Here is a 17,574-nt window from a genome sequence, read left to right on the forward strand (position 1 = left end):
TTTATAGGTTTTATCTGGGATACAATTTTAGAGTTATTCTTTCTAAATCTCCGTTTTTTTTCCCGCTTGAAAAGAAACAAATTTTTTTTTCTAATCCTTTATGGAATTTTTCCCCACCGTGCATCATGCCGCCGGAGATCTACCCGTGATACGTAACCAAAATTAACTATTGCTATGATTATTAGAATTTTACAAAGCCATTATATAAGATATAGGACCATCGATCCCGATTCCGGGTAATCATTATTCACCTTATAATTATATCCTATATTGATAAATATTAAAATATATCCCTGTGAGATGTTTACTGATACTGTTGCTCTTTCCTGCTTCAATTTTTGCGCAAAAAAAATGGGTGTTAAAACCGGTGCACCCAGGTGATAATCCAAAGTTGGTTATCGAACCGGCACCTGTTGGCAATGGCCAGCAGGTGGAAGTACAACCGGTTTATTCAAAAGATTACCAACAACTGATTACTGCCGATACCAGCGTGAAACTGCCGCCATCCCCGTTGCATCAGGTACTGCTGCTGAAAAGAATGTTTGGCAGAGATACCCGTCTTCGCAAAATAAACATCCATAACAACGAATTACGCCTGTACCCGGATTATAAAACGGACCTGGTGCTCTCCGGTAGCTACTCCGCCACTGTTGCGCTGAAAACAGTAAGCCGGCAACCCGCACTCCAATCGGAATATGTACAGGGACGCTCCATTCAGGGAAGCCTTGCCTGGCAAGGCCCCGAAACCGATGAACTTTTTAGCTACGGCCCCTCCCGGCAAACACTGGAATACGATGGGCTGCCTTATTTATACGATAGCCACTGTAAATTGGTCCCCGCCCACAGCGGCAATGGTCATAACCCTATCGCCTATATGAATAATATCTTCAGAACAGGCACCCTGTTTTCCCAGGCCTTTAATCTCAAAGCCACCCTACGCGAAAACCAGGTCAACATCCTGGAATTCGGAATGAACCTGGGCAACACCAGCGAACAAACCGTTATCCGGGAAAATAATAACTACGGAAAAAGTATGGATGCCTCCCTGGGCGCAAGAATTAAATGGCTGCACCTGCTCGGTAAATATAGCTACAGCCAGGACCAGTTCTCCAACAGCAACAGAAACGGATTCCTGAACTACACCTATCAACAGGCCCTGCTTACCCCCAACAGCTTTGATAACGGACAGGGATATACGTTGGGTAACCGTCAACGCAGCTACAGCCAAATGGCCGATAACCCCGACTTCCTGCTGAACAATAATCATCACCTGTTCCGCTCTACCAGGCAACAGGCCAGCCTGCTGATAGAAAGAAATAGCTACGGGCATATAAAATACGTCATCACACAATCGTACGACGATAAAAAAGAAAACAAMCGCGAAGGCTACCAACCCGGCTCCGCCAACTTTCCCGATGGCCAGCCCCTGAACCGGTACAAAACAGATCAGCGCTATCAGCTGCAACTGGAAGCCTCCACCAACCTGCCTTATAGCAACGCTGCCTGGAGCGGCGGCTTCCTCGCACAATATATTTTTACGGATGCTCATACCGCTATTCATTACCAACCCCTCGCAACGAACTACCAATATCAACGTACCGTGCAGGAAATGATAGCTACCTACCGGCAAACGTACCGGCGAAACAATTGGAACGCAGACCTGGTATTGGGCAATAAAGCCTACGTATCCAACACCGCCGCTGTCATGGATTATTTTCAGCCATCTGCCGACCTATCCCTGGTTTATAACCTCGATTATCCGCGATGGGTACTGGCTTTTAAATCGTCTTTCGGCGAGTTTAACAGAGAATTGCCCATTAGCCAGTCATTGGCTTACATCAACCTGCTGCAATACAATACCGCCAGTGCCGGCCGTTATTTCCCAGTGCAGGAGGTCAGCAGCTTTGATCACGTGAAGCCAATACGCAACCGTAGCTGGAGCAACACAATTATCATCAGTAGATGGCTACTGCAATTCACCGCTTCCGTCTTTACAAAAAATGTAACAGACGATCTGTTCCCTATCTATGACCACGGAACATGGGTACTGAAAAACATGGGCGACTACCGGACCCAGGGCATTGACCTGGAATTGAAGGTGCCGGAATTACAACAGAGAAACGCGAAAATTAAAACGACACAGGTAGTAGGGTTTTATGCCTACCGGAATAAGGTAACCGCGGTGCGTGAAGGCGCCAATTATACGCCCCTCGCAGGTTTTAGCGATGTGCACACCGCGCTGATTGAAGGAGAGCCCATTGGTGTCATCACCGGCAGCACCTGGCAAAAAGATGCAAACGGTAATCGTGTAATTGGCCCCGATGGATTTCCGCTGGTAGCCAGTACACCTGCTATCATCGCCAATCCTACCCCCGATTTTGTGATGAAGTTGAATAATGCCGTGCGCTGGAAAAAATGGGCACTGCTCACCGTTGTCGAGTGGAAAAAAGGAGGCGAAAGATGGAACGGTACACAAGCCGTACTCGATTATTTTGGCAGATCATCATCATCTGCCGAAGGCAGAAAAATGAAAAACTATGTTTTTCCCGGTGTAACCATCAACGACAAGCCCAATACCACACCTGTAGATTTCTATAACCCGGCATTACCTACGGAACAAAATCGTTGGGTGAGATACGGCTACACCGGAGTAGCGGCAGACTACGTGGAGCGGGCCGACTGGCTCCGCCTGAAAACACTGACGCTATCATACGACTGGCTGATTAACCGCCAACGGAAAAAATTAATCCTGAGCGCGTACGTCAATAATATTATGCTGTGGACGCCCTACAGTGGCGTAGATCCGGAGCAACTACTGTTCGATCAGACCAATAGCACCGGATTGGATTTTTTCAATCTGCCTGCTAGTAAAACATATGGCTTTAATGTAACCCTTCAATTCTGAGACTATGAAAAATATGATCAGTTTCATCAGCATATACCTCATGATGACATGTACCTGTTGGGGACAGTCGTTCAATTATGCGAAATACAAAGAGAAAATCTATATCCATACCAGTCATGTGTTTTTTCAACCGGGACAAAACCTGTTTTTTAAACTATACCTGGTAAATGCCCAGAACCAGCTGCCTACAGCCTATAGCAAAATTGTGTTTGTGGAAGTACTCGACCCTTCCGGAAACCAGCTCGGAAAATTAAATTATAAGGTAACAGATGGTTTTGCAGAAGGTTCTTTTACGTTCGACAGCAACGCACCCGGAGGTATCTACAAGCTCAAAGCCTATACTACCTGGATGCGCAACGAAAGTGATACCACCTTTTTTGTAAAGGAACTCACCCTCCAAAAGGTGGTAGCGCCACGGGTATTGATGAAACTCGACTTCCCCAAAAAAGGATATGGTCCCGGTGATGAAGTAGTAGCCGACTACTCCATACGTAACCTGTCTGATAAGCCCATCAGTTCTTATAAAGTGGACTATAAGGTATCGCTCGATGGTAAAGTGGTGGCTACGAAACAGGCTACCACCAACGAAGAAGGGAAAGTGCAATTGCGGTTTAAACTGCCTCGGGAACTGAATACGACTGATGGCTTATTGAATGTGACGATCAATTATGAATCTTACGTGGAAGCTATTTCCAGGAGTATACCTATTGTGCTGAATAAAGTAGACTTGCAGTTGTTGCCTGAGGGAGGTGCGCTGCTGGCGGGTTTTGCAGGTAATATTGCTTTCAGGGCGGTCAATGAACATGGAAAGCCAGTGGATGTGAAAGGAGAAGTACTGAACAGGGCAGGAGAGAAGGTGGCCGATTTTCAGGCTTACCATGCCGGCATGGGACAATTTACGTTCACACCGCAGGCAGGCGAAAAGTATACCGTGAAAATTACATCCCCGTTGTATATCACGCAGCAGTATGCGTTTCCGGGATTTACAGCAGATGGTGTAATGATGAATGTAGTGAGGAAGAAAGAGCAACTGCTGCTGAACGTGTTTGCCAGTCGCCCACAGCAGGTAACGCTGACCGGCCGTACGAAAGATGCGGTTTATGCTACTACCCGTTTATCCCTGCAAAGAGGTTCGCAAATGTTTGAAATAGATCAGGCTGCGTTCCCCGCTGGTATTGCGCGTTTTACACTCACGGATGAAAATCAGGTTCCCCTGTCGGAACGACTGATATTTCTGAATAAACAGCATACGCTGCAGGTGAAAATTACACCCGATAAAACCACTTATCTGCCCAGGGAAAAAGTAACGCTTACCCTCAAAACGACGGACGACAAAGGAGTTCCATTACCATCTAATCTGTCGCTGGCCGTGATGGACGACAAGCTCTGGTCTTTTGCAGATGACAAGCAGGATCACATTTTATCCTGGTTGCTCATGAGTTCTGAATTAAGCGGAAAGGTAGAAGAGCCACAATTTTATTTTAAGCAAGACGAACCTAAGGCAGGGCCTGCGCTCGATCTGGTCATGCTCACCCATGGTTACCGATACTTTAGTTATCTGCCGGAAGTAGAAGGTGGGAATGCCCTGAAATACCTGCCAGACAATGGTTACGTGTTGAGTGGCACCATTTTGAACAATCAGCAGCAGCCGGTGAAAGGCACCGTCTTTCTGATTAATATGGATGAAAAAAATAAAGCGGTGCAAATGAATACCGGTGATGATGGGCAGTTCTTTTTTGCAGACCTGGATACCCGGGCGCATTATTATCTTATTGGCAAATCAGCTGCCAGAAAGGAAAAGACGAGTATCCGGATTGAACAAAATGGTCTTGATCATAATAATATCCGCGTAAAGAAAATATTGGAGGATAGTGTCCGCTTCAAACAATACCCCGGCATGAAACCGGAAGCACGTAAACAGGCATATACGGAGGCGATCAAGGAAATTAAAAATGAGAATGCCGCACAGCAACGGATGGAGGAAGACGAGAAACGACTGGAAGAAGTAGTGGTGGTGGGATATGGTTTACAAAGAAAAAAAGTAATAGCTGGTGCTGTAACAAGTGTAAAAGCCTATGATTTTATGGCGCCACCACAACCAATAGACCAGCTATTGGAGGGGAGAATAGCCGGCTTACAGGTAGACAGGTGGGCCAATCCTGGCGCCGGTGAAAACATTCGTATCAGGGGCAATGCCTCTCTCACCGGAAACAACCAGCCATTGTTTATCATTGATGGGGTAGCTTATGATGGGATGATAGCCGACATTAATCCGGAAAATGTTGCATCAATAGAAGTATTCAAAGATGTTGCAGCCACTGCGATATGGGGCACCCGTGCTGCCAATGGTGTGATTGTGATCACCACCAAAAAAGGGAATGGCGCAGCCATGAGAATAAGATTAAGCAAAGACTATTATAATACGACCTATGTGCCTGMCAGCAGCACCCTGTACTCCGTAGCGAGGAAGTTTTATGCACCAAAATATACCACTACGGAAACCAAAGAGCGCAACGACTTCCGGGAAACCATTTACTGGAACCCGGTGGTGCAAACTGATAAAACGGGTACGGCTACACTGGAATTTTATAACTCGGATGCGGCAACCACCTTTAGAGCCATCGCAGAAGGTATTGCCTGGAATGGAAAACCCGGCAGAACAGAAGCCACCTGGTCGTGCCAGAGCGCACTGCAGATAGATGCTAAAATTCCACCTTACCTGAGTGTGGGAGATCGTCCGCAAATTCCGTTGGTGCTCAAAAATAACAGCGCAAAAGAGGTAGCATTGGATATCCGTGCATACCTGCCCCTCCAGATGATACAACCAGGAAAAGACGGCTACGAAGACAATGTAACATTACCTGCTAATACTTCCCGGCAGGTGTTGATTCCAATGGAGGTAGTGGCGGCCGGTAAAGCCGTTATTAAATTCACCGTAAGTGGAGAGGTGGGTACAGAAACATTGTCGCTGCCCATAGAGGCGGCAGACAAAGGCTTCCCCATATCTAAAACCATCGCTGGTGATAAATCCGCGGAATGGACCTTTGACATGGGCAAGCCGGTAAACGGCAGCCTGAAAACGGACCTGCGTGTCTTCACCAGTATCGAAGGACAACTGCTGAATGGCATCGAATCCATGCTAAGAGAACCTTCCGGATGTTTTGAACAAACATCATCCACTACCTATCCCAATATTTTCATCCTCAAATACCTGCGGGAATCCGGTAAATCCAATCCAGAGGTGGTGGCGAAGGCCATGGACTATATCGAAAAAGGCTACAAACGTTTGATTAGTTACGAAACCAGTGAAAATGGATTCGAATGGTTTGGCCATGCACCAGCTCACGAAGCACTCACCGCTTATGGCCTGTTGGAGTTTATGGACATGCAGCAATTCATCAGCGTAGACAACGACATGCTGGCGCGAACTAAAAAGTTCCTGTTAAACCGGAGAGACGGCAAAGGTGGCTTCCGGCTGGCCTCCGGTGGCTACGACAAGTTTGCATCTGTACCTAATGCCATCGCCAATCTATACATTGTATATGCGTTAACGCAGGCCGGTGTTGGCAGTGAAATACAGCCGGAATATGAAGCAGCCGTAAAAACGGCGGTGGCCTCTGAAGACATCTATCAACTGGGGTTAATGGCACTGGCAGCCAGCAATATGAAGAATGAAGCAGATTATAAACGGTTGTTGACGTTGCTGAAAAACAGCTATGACCGGAAGGGTATTAACGCAACAACCAGCGTGGTAAATTCCCGCGACATTTCGTTACGCGTAGAGGCGTTGTCGTTATATGCGCTGGCGCTGGCCCGCGAACAGCAACCAGATATTGCCGCTATGGGTATTATAATTTCTAAAATACTATCTGAAAAATCATACTACGGTTACGGCGCTACGCAGGCTACCGTATTGGCCCTGAATGCCATTGTTGAATATGTGAAAATAAAAGGCCGTATGGAAAGCAGTGCTACTATTGAGTTTATGTTAAATGGACAAAAAATCACCGGCAATGATGGCAGCGCCGCAGTGAAAGAAGGACCCAACAAATTCATTGTCAGCTATAGCAATGATAAATCCGGCATTCCTTATAACCTGGAGTTGCGATATAATACGCTGCAGCCACCTAACAGTCCGGCTGCCGATTTACAGTTGACCACCCGGTTGGCCGATACTATCACTAAAACAGGGGAAACCGTGCGCATGAAGATTGAAGTAAAAAATAAGAAAAACATACTGCAGCCGATGGCTATCGCTAAAATAGGAATCCCTGCTGGCTTGTCCTTGCAGCCCTGGCAGCTGAAGGAGCTTATCACCAACAAGAAAGTAGCCTATTATGAAATATTCGATAACTACCTGGTGCTGTATTGGCTGGGTTTCAGCACCGCCGAAACCAAAACGATAGAGCTGGACCTGAAAGCGGATATTCCAGGCGCCTATAAAGCCAAGGCCAGCAACTGTTACCTGTATTACACTCCTGAGCACAAACACTGGAACGGAGGTACAACCATCACCATCCGGCCATAGTGCTGACTGCTATTTGATATTTGCTTATATCATTCGCTACAATCGCTTTCAGCTTTCAGCTTTTTGCTTTCAGCTTATCCCTATACCTATCCTTCCGCCTTCCGCAGCGTTATCCCGTCAGGGAGCGCTGCGGATTTTTTTATACTACTCATGTCCATTTTTATTTTTGCAGATCAACCACTTTCTCCTAATTTAGTATTTAGATAGTTGTCTAAATATATATCACATGAACCATGTATTTAAGGCGCTCAATGATAAAACCCGGCGAGATATCCTGGAGCTGCTCAAAAAAGAAGACCTCACAGCGGGTCAGATCGCTACGCATTTTTCCTTTTCGAAGCCTACTATATCGCATCATCTTGATCTGCTCAAACAGGCGGAACTACTCACCAGCGTGAAAAAAGGGCAGTTCATCTTTTATTCCCTGAATACTACCGTGATGGATGAACTGTTGAAATGGATGTTGCAGTTTACCGCCGAGAAACTACCCCTTACCTATAAATCACAGCCTAAATATGAAAGCAAGTAAATGGTGGAAAGAAATCCCTTTAATCGGCATTATGTTATGCCCGGTCCTTGTTTATTACTGGTTAAAACCATTGTTGCCAGCACTCATCCCTACTCATTATACCATTGGCGCCAATGGGGAATGGGTGGTAGACAGGCGGACGGCGCCCGCCAGTGATGTTACTATCACCGTGATTATCAGCTTCATTGTTTACGGAATCATCTCTCTGTCTTTATTACCCTATCGCAATCAGCAATCGCAGTCCTGGTTAAAGCCGCTTTTTTATTGGCTAAAGGCGGGAGTTGTTCTCCTGATAAGCGCTACCACTGTTTACCAGATGCTGATAAGTGCCGGTAAATTAAACGGTGCTACCGCCACCACAGGGGCCTATATCGGAGGTATGGGGATGTTGGTGTTGCTGAATGTATTTATCTACCGGATGTATGATGTGATGTATAAACGCAGCGATCCCAAGCCACTGGGCCGGACTTCTTACAACATTATTTGGGTGAGCACGCATGTGGTTACCTCTATAGGGCCGCTTTGTATGCTGCTGGCAGGCCACATCAATACCAACAGGATGATAATACAGGTAATACTACTTTTTTTCGCCATCAGTGGTAACCTATGCTACAGTGTACGACCTAATCATTTTTTTGGCATCCGCACGCCCTGGACCCTGAAAAATGAGACGGTATGGCGGGAAACGCACCGACTGGGTGGCGTATTGATGTTTGTATTGGGCGTGACAGGTTTTATCGCCACCTTCTTCACCAACCGGGAACAAGAGCATATCGTTTTGTTTACTTTAGTGGTCATCGCCTCACTGGTACCAATCGTATATTCGTATATCCGTTACCGTAAACTTACTCATCAACCCTGATCATATGAAACGATTCCTTTTTTTCATCCTGTTGCTGGGCTGCCTGCATTCCGCTCGTGCGCAACAGCAACAGGTAGTCAGCAGCTTTTTTGAGCAGCTGGGGCGCAGCAACTGGACGGGCGCCATGCAATACATGGCTCCCGTCATGAAGGAGAAATTAACGGCAGATATGCTGAGCGGTTTATGGAAACAAATTGAACAAACCAGTGGGAAGTGGGAAGCCCTCACCTCACAGAAAGTAGTACGCGAAGGCAACCACTTCATCGTCACCGCCGAAAATAATTTTGAACGCACCACCCTCATATTCCGGCTGGCCCTCGATAGTGCCAACCGCCTGGTAGGCTTCTTTATTACCGGCTCCCGGCCCAAACAGGTAATGATGGATACCAATGAAATACCAGATACCATCCATACCACCGATGGCACTATCCTGTATGGGACACTGACACTTCCGGAAGGACAGCCGCATGCGCCGGTAGTACTCATCATTGCCGGTTCCGGCCCAACGGATCGCAACGGCAACAGCCCATTCCTCCCTACCCCAGAAGGGTTTTCCTATCAGCAGCTGGCCGCCGGCCTGGCCGCGCATGGCATCGCGTCGCTGCGGTATGATAAACGGGGCACTGGACAAAGTACCGCTTCCAACAAACCACTGACCTCCCTCACACTGGACGATTTTGTGGCTGATGCCGCGGCCTGCGCAGATCATTTGGAGAGAAGTGGCCGGTTTGCCAGCATATCCGTGATCGGGCATAGCGAAGGCGGAGTCATTGGTCTGGCGCTGGCCGACCGCCAATCATTGAAATGCCTGATCGCAGTGTCTACCCCAGGGGAAACTATCGACAAAGTACTGCTGGAGCAACTGAAACCCCGGCTGGCAGACTCCTTATATCAACAATCCATTAGTATCCTCGACGGCCTGCGGGAAAATAAAACGCCCGATCGCGTACCTGCCGATCTGAATATGTTCTTTAATAAAAGCACCTTTGCCTACTGGAAAAATGTGGTTCGTTTTGATCCCTGCGCTATGTTAGCATTGACACAACTACCAGTATTAGTGGTAGGCGGCGCAGCAGATGTACAGGTAACTCCCGCCCAGGTGACCATGCTGCAGGACTGTAAACCCGCTACCCAACTGGTACTCATCGAAGGAATGACACACGCCCTGAAAAACAGCACGGCAATTTCTCCGGATAAAAAGACTCCCTTACCTTTATCCCCCGAACTAGTGCCGGCATTGGTAAACTTTATCCGACAGTAATTAATTTCTTTCTCCAATAGGGGGAGAGGGCTGTTCAGGAGTCTTAGTAGCATATAATAGCAAAAAGAATAATAGATATGGAGAAACATCACGACCGACAGTTTCTATGGATACAACAAAACTTTTTAGTGCATTACGAAGGATTGCATCATTACGCCTTTACCATCCTGAAAGATAATGAAGCGGCCAAAGAGGCCGTGCAAAGCGCGCTGCTGAAGCTATGGGAAAAATGGGATGCCATTGACGGCGAACAATCTATAAAGTCGCACCTGTATACAGAAGTATACGACCACTGCCTGAATGTTAAAATACAAAAGAAAATCAAAACTCAATACCTGGCCGGTGGAACCATCGGGGTATATAATTGGGGAAATAAAAATATTTTTATACAGGCATAAGGGTTTACCTCTCTTTAGGTGTATTACTAGCGTATAATAGTAACAAGGGCATTGGATAAGGATAGACAGGTTTTATTAATTGAACAAAGCTTTCATGATCATTATGAAGGACTACACCGTTATGCCTTTACCATACTAAAAGATAACGATAACGCCAAAGATGCCGTGCAGGCGGTATTTTTGAAGTTATGGGAAAAAAAAGAGACCATTGACGAAGAGCAATCACTCAAATCTTACTTGTATACTGCGGTGTATAACTATTGCCTGAATATTAAAAGGCATGAGAAAATTAAAGCGCGATACGTACACGAGAATAATGTAATGCAGCACGAAGGAGCAAATGTGTTAGTGAGCAAAGAAATTAGCCAACAGATTATGAACMACATTGCTGCACTTTCGCCTCAATGCCAACTGATATTTACAAAAAGCCGCTTTGAAGGAAAGAAATATGCAGACATTGCAGCAGAAATGGGGCTATCCGTGAAAACAGTAGAGGCACAGATGGGAAAAGCACTGAAAATCCTACGGGCAAAGCTGTTTGATATTATGATTAGCCTTGTTGTATTACTGCTGTTGTAAAAAAATAAGTTACAATTTTTAAAGAATGAACAATCCCGGTCCAACACATGTAGACGACGAATTACTGGCAAAATACTTTTCCGGAGAAGCCTCCCCGGAAGAAGCGATTGCAGTGGATGACTGGGTACGCGCATCCGCTGAAAACCGTACCTTATTTGAACAGGCACTCGCAGTATGGGAACAAACCGCTACAGGAGATACCTGGCGATTGCCTGATCAGTCAACTTTATTGACTGATATTAAGAAGGAATGGACGCCGCCCAAAGACAGCATCCCTGCCAAAGTGGTGCATCTTAAAACGTTCCGCTGGCGTATAGCCGCCGCCGTAATAGTATTGATCGGCGCTGCCAGCCTTTATTGGTTACTGCGTCCAACATCTCCGGCTACCGTAGTTAGTCCTTTAGTGATACGGGAAGCACATACGAGGGTATTACAGGATACACTGCCGGATAGATCGGTGGCAACCCTCAACAGTGGCGCTTCTATCAGCTATGTCAGCAACTTTGAGGGGGCTACCAGGCATGTATACCTAAAAGGTAGTGCAACGTTTGATGTAACAACTGATCCCAAAAAACCGTTTATTGTGAGCGTGGGTGATATCGCTGTGAAAGTACTGGGTACCACCTTCCTGGTGGCAACCGATACCGCCGGGATAGTAGTGGCAGTGAAATCTGGCGCTGTGAGCATGTACCGTGGCGATAGCAGCATTGTCCTGAAAGCCGGGGAAACAGGTATGTATCATAATAATACACGCGGATTCAGTGTATCCGGTACCGATAGTACCACCATGAAGCAATCTTTCAACTTTACCAATGCAAGTCTGAAAGAAATTGCCACCCAACTGGAACTCGCATACGGGGTCCGGATCGTGTTTAAAAATAAAAAATTGGAAAGCTGTTTCATGAGCAGCTCTTTCGACAATAAATCCTTATTATTTATTTTAGAGGTTATATCAATTACATTGAATGTCCAATATAGTATCGGGAAAGATACCGTATATCTCAGTGGTAGCGGATGCAATTAAGTACGTAGCAGCGTTCTTTATTTCTGTCATAACTATTTCCCTCTGTAGCGCACAACAAAACCGGATCAACTTAAAGCAAAAAATCGCCGTACCCGCAACAGCGATACGCTTCGATTCTCTGCTGAGTATTGTTGGCCGCCAAACAGGCGCACGGTTTTCCCTGAACACCAGCAAATTTCCCCCTTCACGCCTGATCCATTTAAGCAGGAAAGTGATGCCCGTGGGAGAACTCCTCACCACCATTCAAAATGATGCAGGTATTTATTATACCGTTTTAGGTGGACATATCATTTTCATTGATAATCCTCCGCATACGCCGCATCCGGTCCCGGTAAAAAAAACAGCGCCGGCGAAATCACCACCGGAGAAACGCCCGGCGGAGAAACTGACAGATCATAAATTGTCTTCCGCCAAATCACCGCCCACACGGGTGTTGCAAGACCTGGAGCCACTATCAGTGATTCGTATTGTTGACGTACCCGTCGCTCCTTCAAAGGATACCATGTACCTGGTCCGACAACATCCTGATTCACTCCGTAAAACAGATAGCGTACTGGTAAAGCAATCCAACGCGTTGTTACAAACGGATTCCGTTTTTGTGAAGCAGTATCATGCTGCCAATAAAACGGATTCCGTTTTTGCTATTCAATACCACGCCAGAAATATCATTGATTCAGTAAGATTGGTGCAGTACCATCAGGTGATGCAGAACGGGTCGCTTTTGGGCGCCGGTACCAGCAGGTACATTCCCCGGATAGCCTTTCCCTGCTGGGAATTTCAGCCTTCTATACAATTGAGCTGGGGACGCGGCGGAACAGATTCCAGCCATCATAACCCTTTCACCATTGCCTTAAGAGATTCCAGTAACAAACAACAGCCGKATAAAATAAATCAAACGACTGCAAAGCCGGGAGCCACGAACATCAATGTGAAGCAGAACGAAACTACCACTGCGCAAACATCTCCCAATACAAATACCCAACCTCAAAAAAACAACACAGCACAACAAACAGCGGCGAATACAAATACCACACAACCAGCAGTTGCGAGTAAACCTACCAAACATTCTTCCGGGTCGGATCATCCTTCCTGGGTGAAGTCTACCTGGAAAAGTATTTTTAACAACCCTTATCAAAGGCCTGCCAGACAAGGAACAGGTGGTAAACCAGCACAAGGACCATTTTCTTTCTTACTGAATACGGGGGTTTCTGCTGATGAAGCGTACTACCTGAATCCGACTATTCAAATGGGATTCCCGTTCGTGTACGGCATTGTACAAGGTAGCACCAACTTCAGGCTGGCACACCTCAGGCTAGGGGCAGGCGTGTCTGCACGTGTATCGGAGGATTGGCGGTTGCATCTCCAGGCTACTACCGGTAAACAGAGCCAGCAATTCAATATCGATTCCAATGGCATGATCATACCCGGTACTGTGGAATCCCGCTTAACGAAAGTCTCCCTGCTGGGAGAAAAACAGTTGGGGGATCATTTCCGCTTACAATTTGGCCTGGTATGGAATAGCCAGCGACTGCAATATTCTGTGCCGGGTAAAACCGTGCAGCAAGCACAAATGGCTTACAAGGAACTGAATATTGTTCATGCCCCTTATACCCTCACGAATTCGTTTAGTGGTGAGCGTAATAACAAAGCCTGGATCGGTATCCAGGTCGGTATATTTTATAACATAAATTTTAATAAAAGGGAGTAAGGGTTTTTAATTAGTTGCGTGTAGTAGTAGTGCACAATTTCTTTTTAACATTAAGATGGCATTACGATGATCGCATTATTAAAGACGGCAGAAAGAGCGAACAATTCTTCTTACATTAATAATTACGTTTTTCAACGGCATGTATTTGCCTACAGGGCTATACCTCTGGAACATCTGCAAAATAAGCAGGTACTGGAACTAGGCTGTGGAGAAGGCTATGGAATGGAAATGCTGGCGCCGCATGTTGCGCATTATCTGGCAGTAGATAAAAAGAAACCCGTTAGTAAATTACCTGCCAACGCCGCTTTTCAAACCTGCAACCTGCCAACACTGACAGGCATCGCAGACAATAGTTATGATACCGTGATCTGCTTCCAGGTAATTGAACATATTCAAGACGACAGCGCATTACTGCATGAAATCAGACGGGTGCTGAAACCAGGTGGACGCCTGTTTTTAACCACCCCCAACCGGGTAATGTCGCTCAGCAGAAATCCTTTTCATATCAGAGAATATTTACCAAGGGAAATGTATGCGCTGGCAAATGCTCATTTCCCTAAAGCAACAGTAGAAGGTATCTATGGCAACCAAACCGTCATGACCTACTACGAAGAAAATAAAGCCAGCGTTAACAAAATTACCCGGTTAGATATTTTTCGCCTGCAATACCGGCTCCCCGCTTTTCTCTTACGGATACCATACTCATTACTCAACAATCTGAATCGATTCCTTTTGCTCAAAAAAATGGAAGACGTCACCGCCGGCATTGTACATGATGATTTCTATCAGCATTCCCTGCGAGATGACTGTCTCGATTATTTTGTAACAGCGGTCAAATAGCACTTGTAGCTATTCTTGCTTATAAATGAGCCGTATTGTCTTTACAATACGGCACGTTTGTTTATGGATATCCCTGCCAGGACAGATACTCTATACCCATGTGTTTGCTATTTATGACGACGGGTGCTTTGAAAATTCGCCTAAGTATTGTAATTTGTACGGACAATCGGTTGTATTGTTCATACAAAGTATGTTTTTACGGGTTCCATCTATTAAATAGCAGCGTTATGGCCATCTTTCAGACTTTATTCCACGAAATCATCTCTTTTTTCGGTATTTCTCAATTGATAGAAATATGCAAAACCGGTAACTACAGTGTCTTACTCACGTTCGACGGTATCTTCTCGGTCATTTCTCCCTTAATACCTTTCCTGTTACTACTGGAAATTTTCCGGGCTATCTTCTATAAACGCTTTAAGATTGAAGACTATAAAATGCCTTTCTTCATCTTTGTAGCTAACCGCTTTGTCTCCCGGTTTATCTCTATTGCCGCGGTGGCATTCTGCATCGGCGTACTGGAAAAATATGCATTGCTCCAAACTTCCATGAAATGGTATTGGTTTATTTACGGCTATATCGTGTGGGAGTTTTCACATTTTATCTATCACTATTTCGGCCATAAGGTACGCCTGTTCTGGTGTTTGCATTCCACTCACCATGCGCCGGAAAGCATGAATCTTTCTGTTACCTACGCGCATTTCTTCCTGGAAGCGCCGTATGCAGATGTGATTCGCACCAGCATCTGTATTTTGATGGGAGTAAATCCGCCATTGCTTTTCCTGATTATGTTTGTTGATGGTACCTGGGGGTCGTTTATCCATGTGGGTGAGAACATGATCAAAGACGGTCGCCTCGGGTTTTTGAACAAGATTATCCTGACACCTTCGCATCACCGTGTACATCACGCGAAGAACCCATTGTACATGGATACTAACTTCTGTAACCTGCTCAATATCTGGGATAAAGTATTTGGTACATTCCAGAACGAAAAGAAAGACATGGAAATAGAGTATGGTATTTCGAGAGACATCAACTACAATAACTTCCTCGACGTATACTTTGGGGAGCTGTATTGCTTATGTAAAGATGTATACAAAGCGCCGGGTATCGTAAATAAATTCCTGTACATCGTCATGCCGCCGGGATGGAGCCATACGGGTGATCATAAAACCGCGAAAGTAGTGAAACGTGAATACCTGGAACAGGCCAGCCATCAGGATGCTTATCTTAAACAAGCGGCTGATCAGGTCATCTGATCAAACAGATAATAAAGGGGCGACTCTTCCAGTACCACGCGTATTGGGCCGGTGTCGCCCTTCTGCCATTTAATCAGGCGGATAAATCCTTCGGCTATTTCAATGCCGGTAATATCACCATCGCTGAAGCAACAGCAGCCAGTATTGAAGTAGGAGGGATGCGCCATGGTTTTTACAAACTGTTTGCCTGCATAGGCGGCCTGTTTGTTTGCTATGGCTTTTTGTAAGATGGATACCTCCGCCTCATCTCCTTTGCTGCGCGCTTTTTCCAGTTGTTTCGTGAGGCGATCTATGTGATCCAGTGAAGCAAATACAGGTTTATGGGTGTGTCCTGAAATCAGCAAAGTACGCGCATATTGCATACTCCACTCATACATCATGATGTTATGCCGGTCCGCCAGCTCAAAAGAATCGGACAGAGTATCGGCATGTATCTCGAAGATACGTTGTAGAGGTGTCCACACTGCCGCTACAAACCATTTGCTGAATGCGTTACCATCACTGCGCAGGTCGCCCTGGTGGCCGTGTGTCAGGAACACGTTAAACTCCTCCTGCTCGTATTGCGTTTGCAGTATAATGCCCTCGTATACTTTTAACTTCTTTCCAAATACAGGCTTTAGAAACTGGAGCCGGGGTACTTTATAATGCCATTGCAGATCATGGTTGCAAAATACCCTTAAATAGCGCCTCTGCTGCTGAAAACGGGCCTCTTCCTGCAGTGTAGCATGATTGGCAGCCATCACTTTTGCTGGCGCACATTCCCATAATTCTTCGCAATCACCCAGATTTATAAACGTATAGCCCTGACCGTAGTAATAGCGGAGTGCGTGGTTATAATTTTGTTCCGCAGCCATGAAATCATCTGCGCCATCTTTGCCGCCTTTATGCTGGTCGGAGAAAATGATGAAACGATCTTGCTCATAGTTGAAGGGAATCACCACGCCGGAATGACGTTTACCCTGCAGTATATCTTCCTGCAGCCGCGATAGCGAGGCAAATACCTGTGGCCGGCTGGGTTGGGAAGAAAACTGGTTAGAGAGCCAGATAATAGGGCGTTGCAGGATGCGTTTCAGTGGATTTGGCACGTACGGATAGTTTAAATAAGGCAATGGCAGCTCCTCTTTACCACGCACAAAAATGAGCGGCTATAGATAACCGCTCAATTGTCATTTATTTAAAAGTTACACCTGCAGGTGCAGGCAATTAAGCTTTTACTTCTTTTTTTACGTTAACCGCGCTTGGACCTTTCTGTCCACGCTCTACTTCAAACGTCACCTTATCTCTTTCTTTGATCGGCTCTGTCAACTGGTTAATGTGAACGAACACACTATCCTGTGTTTGCTGATCAATAATAAATCCATATCCTTTGGATTCATTAAAAAATTTCACGACACCTCTGCGGATCAGGTCTTCCGGTTTAGTCGGTTCAATGCGGGTAGCACCCAGTTGAATGTCTTCCAGATTGATTTCCTTTCTTCTGCTTGGGTCCGGCGGCGTATCGGTAATGTTACCGTTTTCGTCGATGTACGCCATCATGTCTTCCAGACTTTTTCCTTTTCCGCTGTTTGCTTTGCGTTCTTCCTTTCTATCTGCCTTCTCCTGGCGTTGTTGTGCCTTTTTCTTTTGCTGCTCTTTTTTACCAAACGTTTCCTGGGATCTGGCCATATTTTGATGATAAGTTTTG

13 protein-coding genes are annotated in these 17,574 nt (G+C 45.9%); 11 read left to right on the top strand and 2 right to left on the bottom strand.

All coding sequences use genetic code 11. The annotated features are described in order from the left end of the window. Nucleotides 1–295: 295 nt before the first annotated feature. The 11 genes from AC1DFM_RS22415 to AC1DFM_RS22465 all read left to right on the top strand — a co-directional run bounded on the left by AC1DFM_RS22415 (nt 296) and on the right by AC1DFM_RS22465 (nt 15,890). The gene (locus AC1DFM_RS22415; RefSeq protein ID WP_477078993.1) at nt 296–2,905 is read left to right on the top strand and encodes a SusC/RagA family TonB-linked outer membrane protein; all 2,610 of its coding nucleotides are present in this window, start codon (nt 296–298) and stop codon (nt 2,903–2,905) included. Between the two features lie 4 nt (nt 2,906–2,909). Beyond that, nucleotides 2,910–7,433 (top strand): TonB-dependent receptor plug domain-containing protein, encoded by a 4,524-nt coding sequence (locus AC1DFM_RS22420; RefSeq protein WP_477078994.1) that lies wholly within the window; start codon nt 2,910–2,912, stop codon nt 7,431–7,433. Between the two features lie 226 nt (nt 7,434–7,659). Continuing rightward, complete coding sequence (locus AC1DFM_RS22425; RefSeq protein WP_477078995.1) at nt 7,660–7,962, top strand: autorepressor SdpR family transcription factor; 303 nt, start codon at nt 7,660–7,662, stop codon at nt 7,960–7,962. Beyond that, nucleotides 7,949–8,824 (top strand): SdpI family protein, encoded by an 876-nt coding sequence (locus AC1DFM_RS22430; RefSeq protein ID WP_477078996.1) that lies wholly within the window; start codon nt 7,949–7,951, stop codon nt 8,822–8,824. The genes AC1DFM_RS22425 and AC1DFM_RS22430 overlap by 14 nt, the downstream gene beginning before the upstream one ends. A 4-nt stretch (nt 8,825–8,828) precedes the next feature. Next, nucleotides 8,829–10,085: an alpha/beta fold hydrolase gene (locus tag AC1DFM_RS22435; RefSeq protein ID WP_477078997.1), complete on the top strand. Its 1,257-nt coding sequence runs from the start codon at nt 8,829–8,831 to the stop codon at nt 10,083–10,085. Between the two features lie 77 nt (nt 10,086–10,162). Beyond that, nucleotides 10,163–10,483 (top strand): sigma factor, encoded by a 321-nt coding sequence (locus tag AC1DFM_RS22440; protein ID WP_477078998.1) that lies wholly within the window; start codon nt 10,163–10,165, stop codon nt 10,481–10,483. Between the two features lie 51 nt (nt 10,484–10,534). Further along, nucleotides 10,535–11,062: an RNA polymerase sigma-70 factor gene (locus AC1DFM_RS22445; RefSeq protein ID WP_477078999.1), complete on the top strand. Its 528-nt coding sequence runs from the start codon at nt 10,535–10,537 to the stop codon at nt 11,060–11,062. Between the two features lie 25 nt (nt 11,063–11,087). Further along, complete coding sequence (locus AC1DFM_RS22450; RefSeq protein WP_477079000.1) at nt 11,088–12,086, top strand: FecR family protein; 999 nt, start codon at nt 11,088–11,090, stop codon at nt 12,084–12,086. Beyond that, a complete protein-coding gene (locus AC1DFM_RS22455; RefSeq protein ID WP_477079001.1) occupies nt 12,028–13,794 on the top strand; it encodes a hypothetical protein in 1,767 nt (588 codons plus the stop codon). Before AC1DFM_RS22450 ends, AC1DFM_RS22455 begins: the two co-directional genes overlap by 59 nt. 66 nt (nt 13,795–13,860) lie before the next feature. Next, a complete protein-coding gene (locus AC1DFM_RS22460; protein WP_477079002.1) occupies nt 13,861–14,634 on the top strand; it encodes a class I SAM-dependent methyltransferase in 774 nt (257 codons plus the stop codon). Nucleotides 14,635–14,861: 227 nt separating this feature from the next. Further along, complete coding sequence (locus tag AC1DFM_RS22465) at nt 14,862–15,890, top strand: sterol desaturase family protein (protein ID WP_477079003.1); 1,029 nt, start codon at nt 14,862–14,864, stop codon at nt 15,888–15,890. Here the strand turns inward: AC1DFM_RS22465 and AC1DFM_RS22470 are convergent. Beyond that, entirely contained in the window at nt 15,878–16,975 is a 1,098-nt protein-coding gene (locus tag AC1DFM_RS22470) for a metallophosphoesterase family protein (protein ID WP_477079004.1), read from the bottom strand. The two genes, AC1DFM_RS22465 and AC1DFM_RS22470, sit on opposite strands and share 13 nt — an antisense overlap. 118 nt (nt 16,976–17,093) lie before the next feature. Next, the gene (locus AC1DFM_RS22475) at nt 17,094–17,555 is read right to left on the bottom strand and encodes a cold-shock protein (protein ID WP_477079005.1); all 462 of its coding nucleotides are present in this window, start codon (nt 17,553–17,555) and stop codon (nt 17,094–17,096) included. Nucleotides 17,556–17,574 lie beyond the last annotated feature (19 nt).

The organism is Chitinophaga sp. 05T412 (assembly GCF_056396465.1).

Excerpts from the sequence above, each read along its gene's own strand:
- AC1DFM_RS22425 (WP_477078995.1), top strand. The coding sequence starts at position 7,660 with ATGAACCATGTATTTAAGGCGCTCAATGATAAAACCCGGCGAGATATC.
- AC1DFM_RS22430 (WP_477078996.1), top strand. The coding sequence starts at position 7,949 with ATGAAAGCAAGTAAATGGTGGAAAGAAATCCCTTTAATCGGCATTATG.
- AC1DFM_RS22435 (WP_477078997.1), top strand. The coding sequence starts at position 8,829 with ATGAAACGATTCCTTTTTTTCATCCTGTTGCTGGGCTGCCTGCATTCC.
- AC1DFM_RS22440 (WP_477078998.1), top strand. The coding sequence starts at position 10,163 with ATGGAGAAACATCACGACCGACAGTTTCTATGGATACAACAAAACTTT.
- AC1DFM_RS22450 (WP_477079000.1), top strand. The coding sequence starts at position 11,088 with ATGAACAATCCCGGTCCAACACATGTAGACGACGAATTACTGGCAAAA.
- AC1DFM_RS22460 (WP_477079002.1), top strand. The coding sequence starts at position 13,861 with ATGATCGCATTATTAAAGACGGCAGAAAGAGCGAACAATTCTTCTTAC.
- AC1DFM_RS22465 (WP_477079003.1), top strand. The coding sequence starts at position 14,862 with ATGGCCATCTTTCAGACTTTATTCCACGAAATCATCTCTTTTTTCGGT.
- AC1DFM_RS22475 (WP_477079005.1), bottom strand. The coding sequence starts at position 17,555 with ATGGCCAGATCCCAGGAAACGTTTGGTAAAAAAGAGCAGCAAAAGAAA.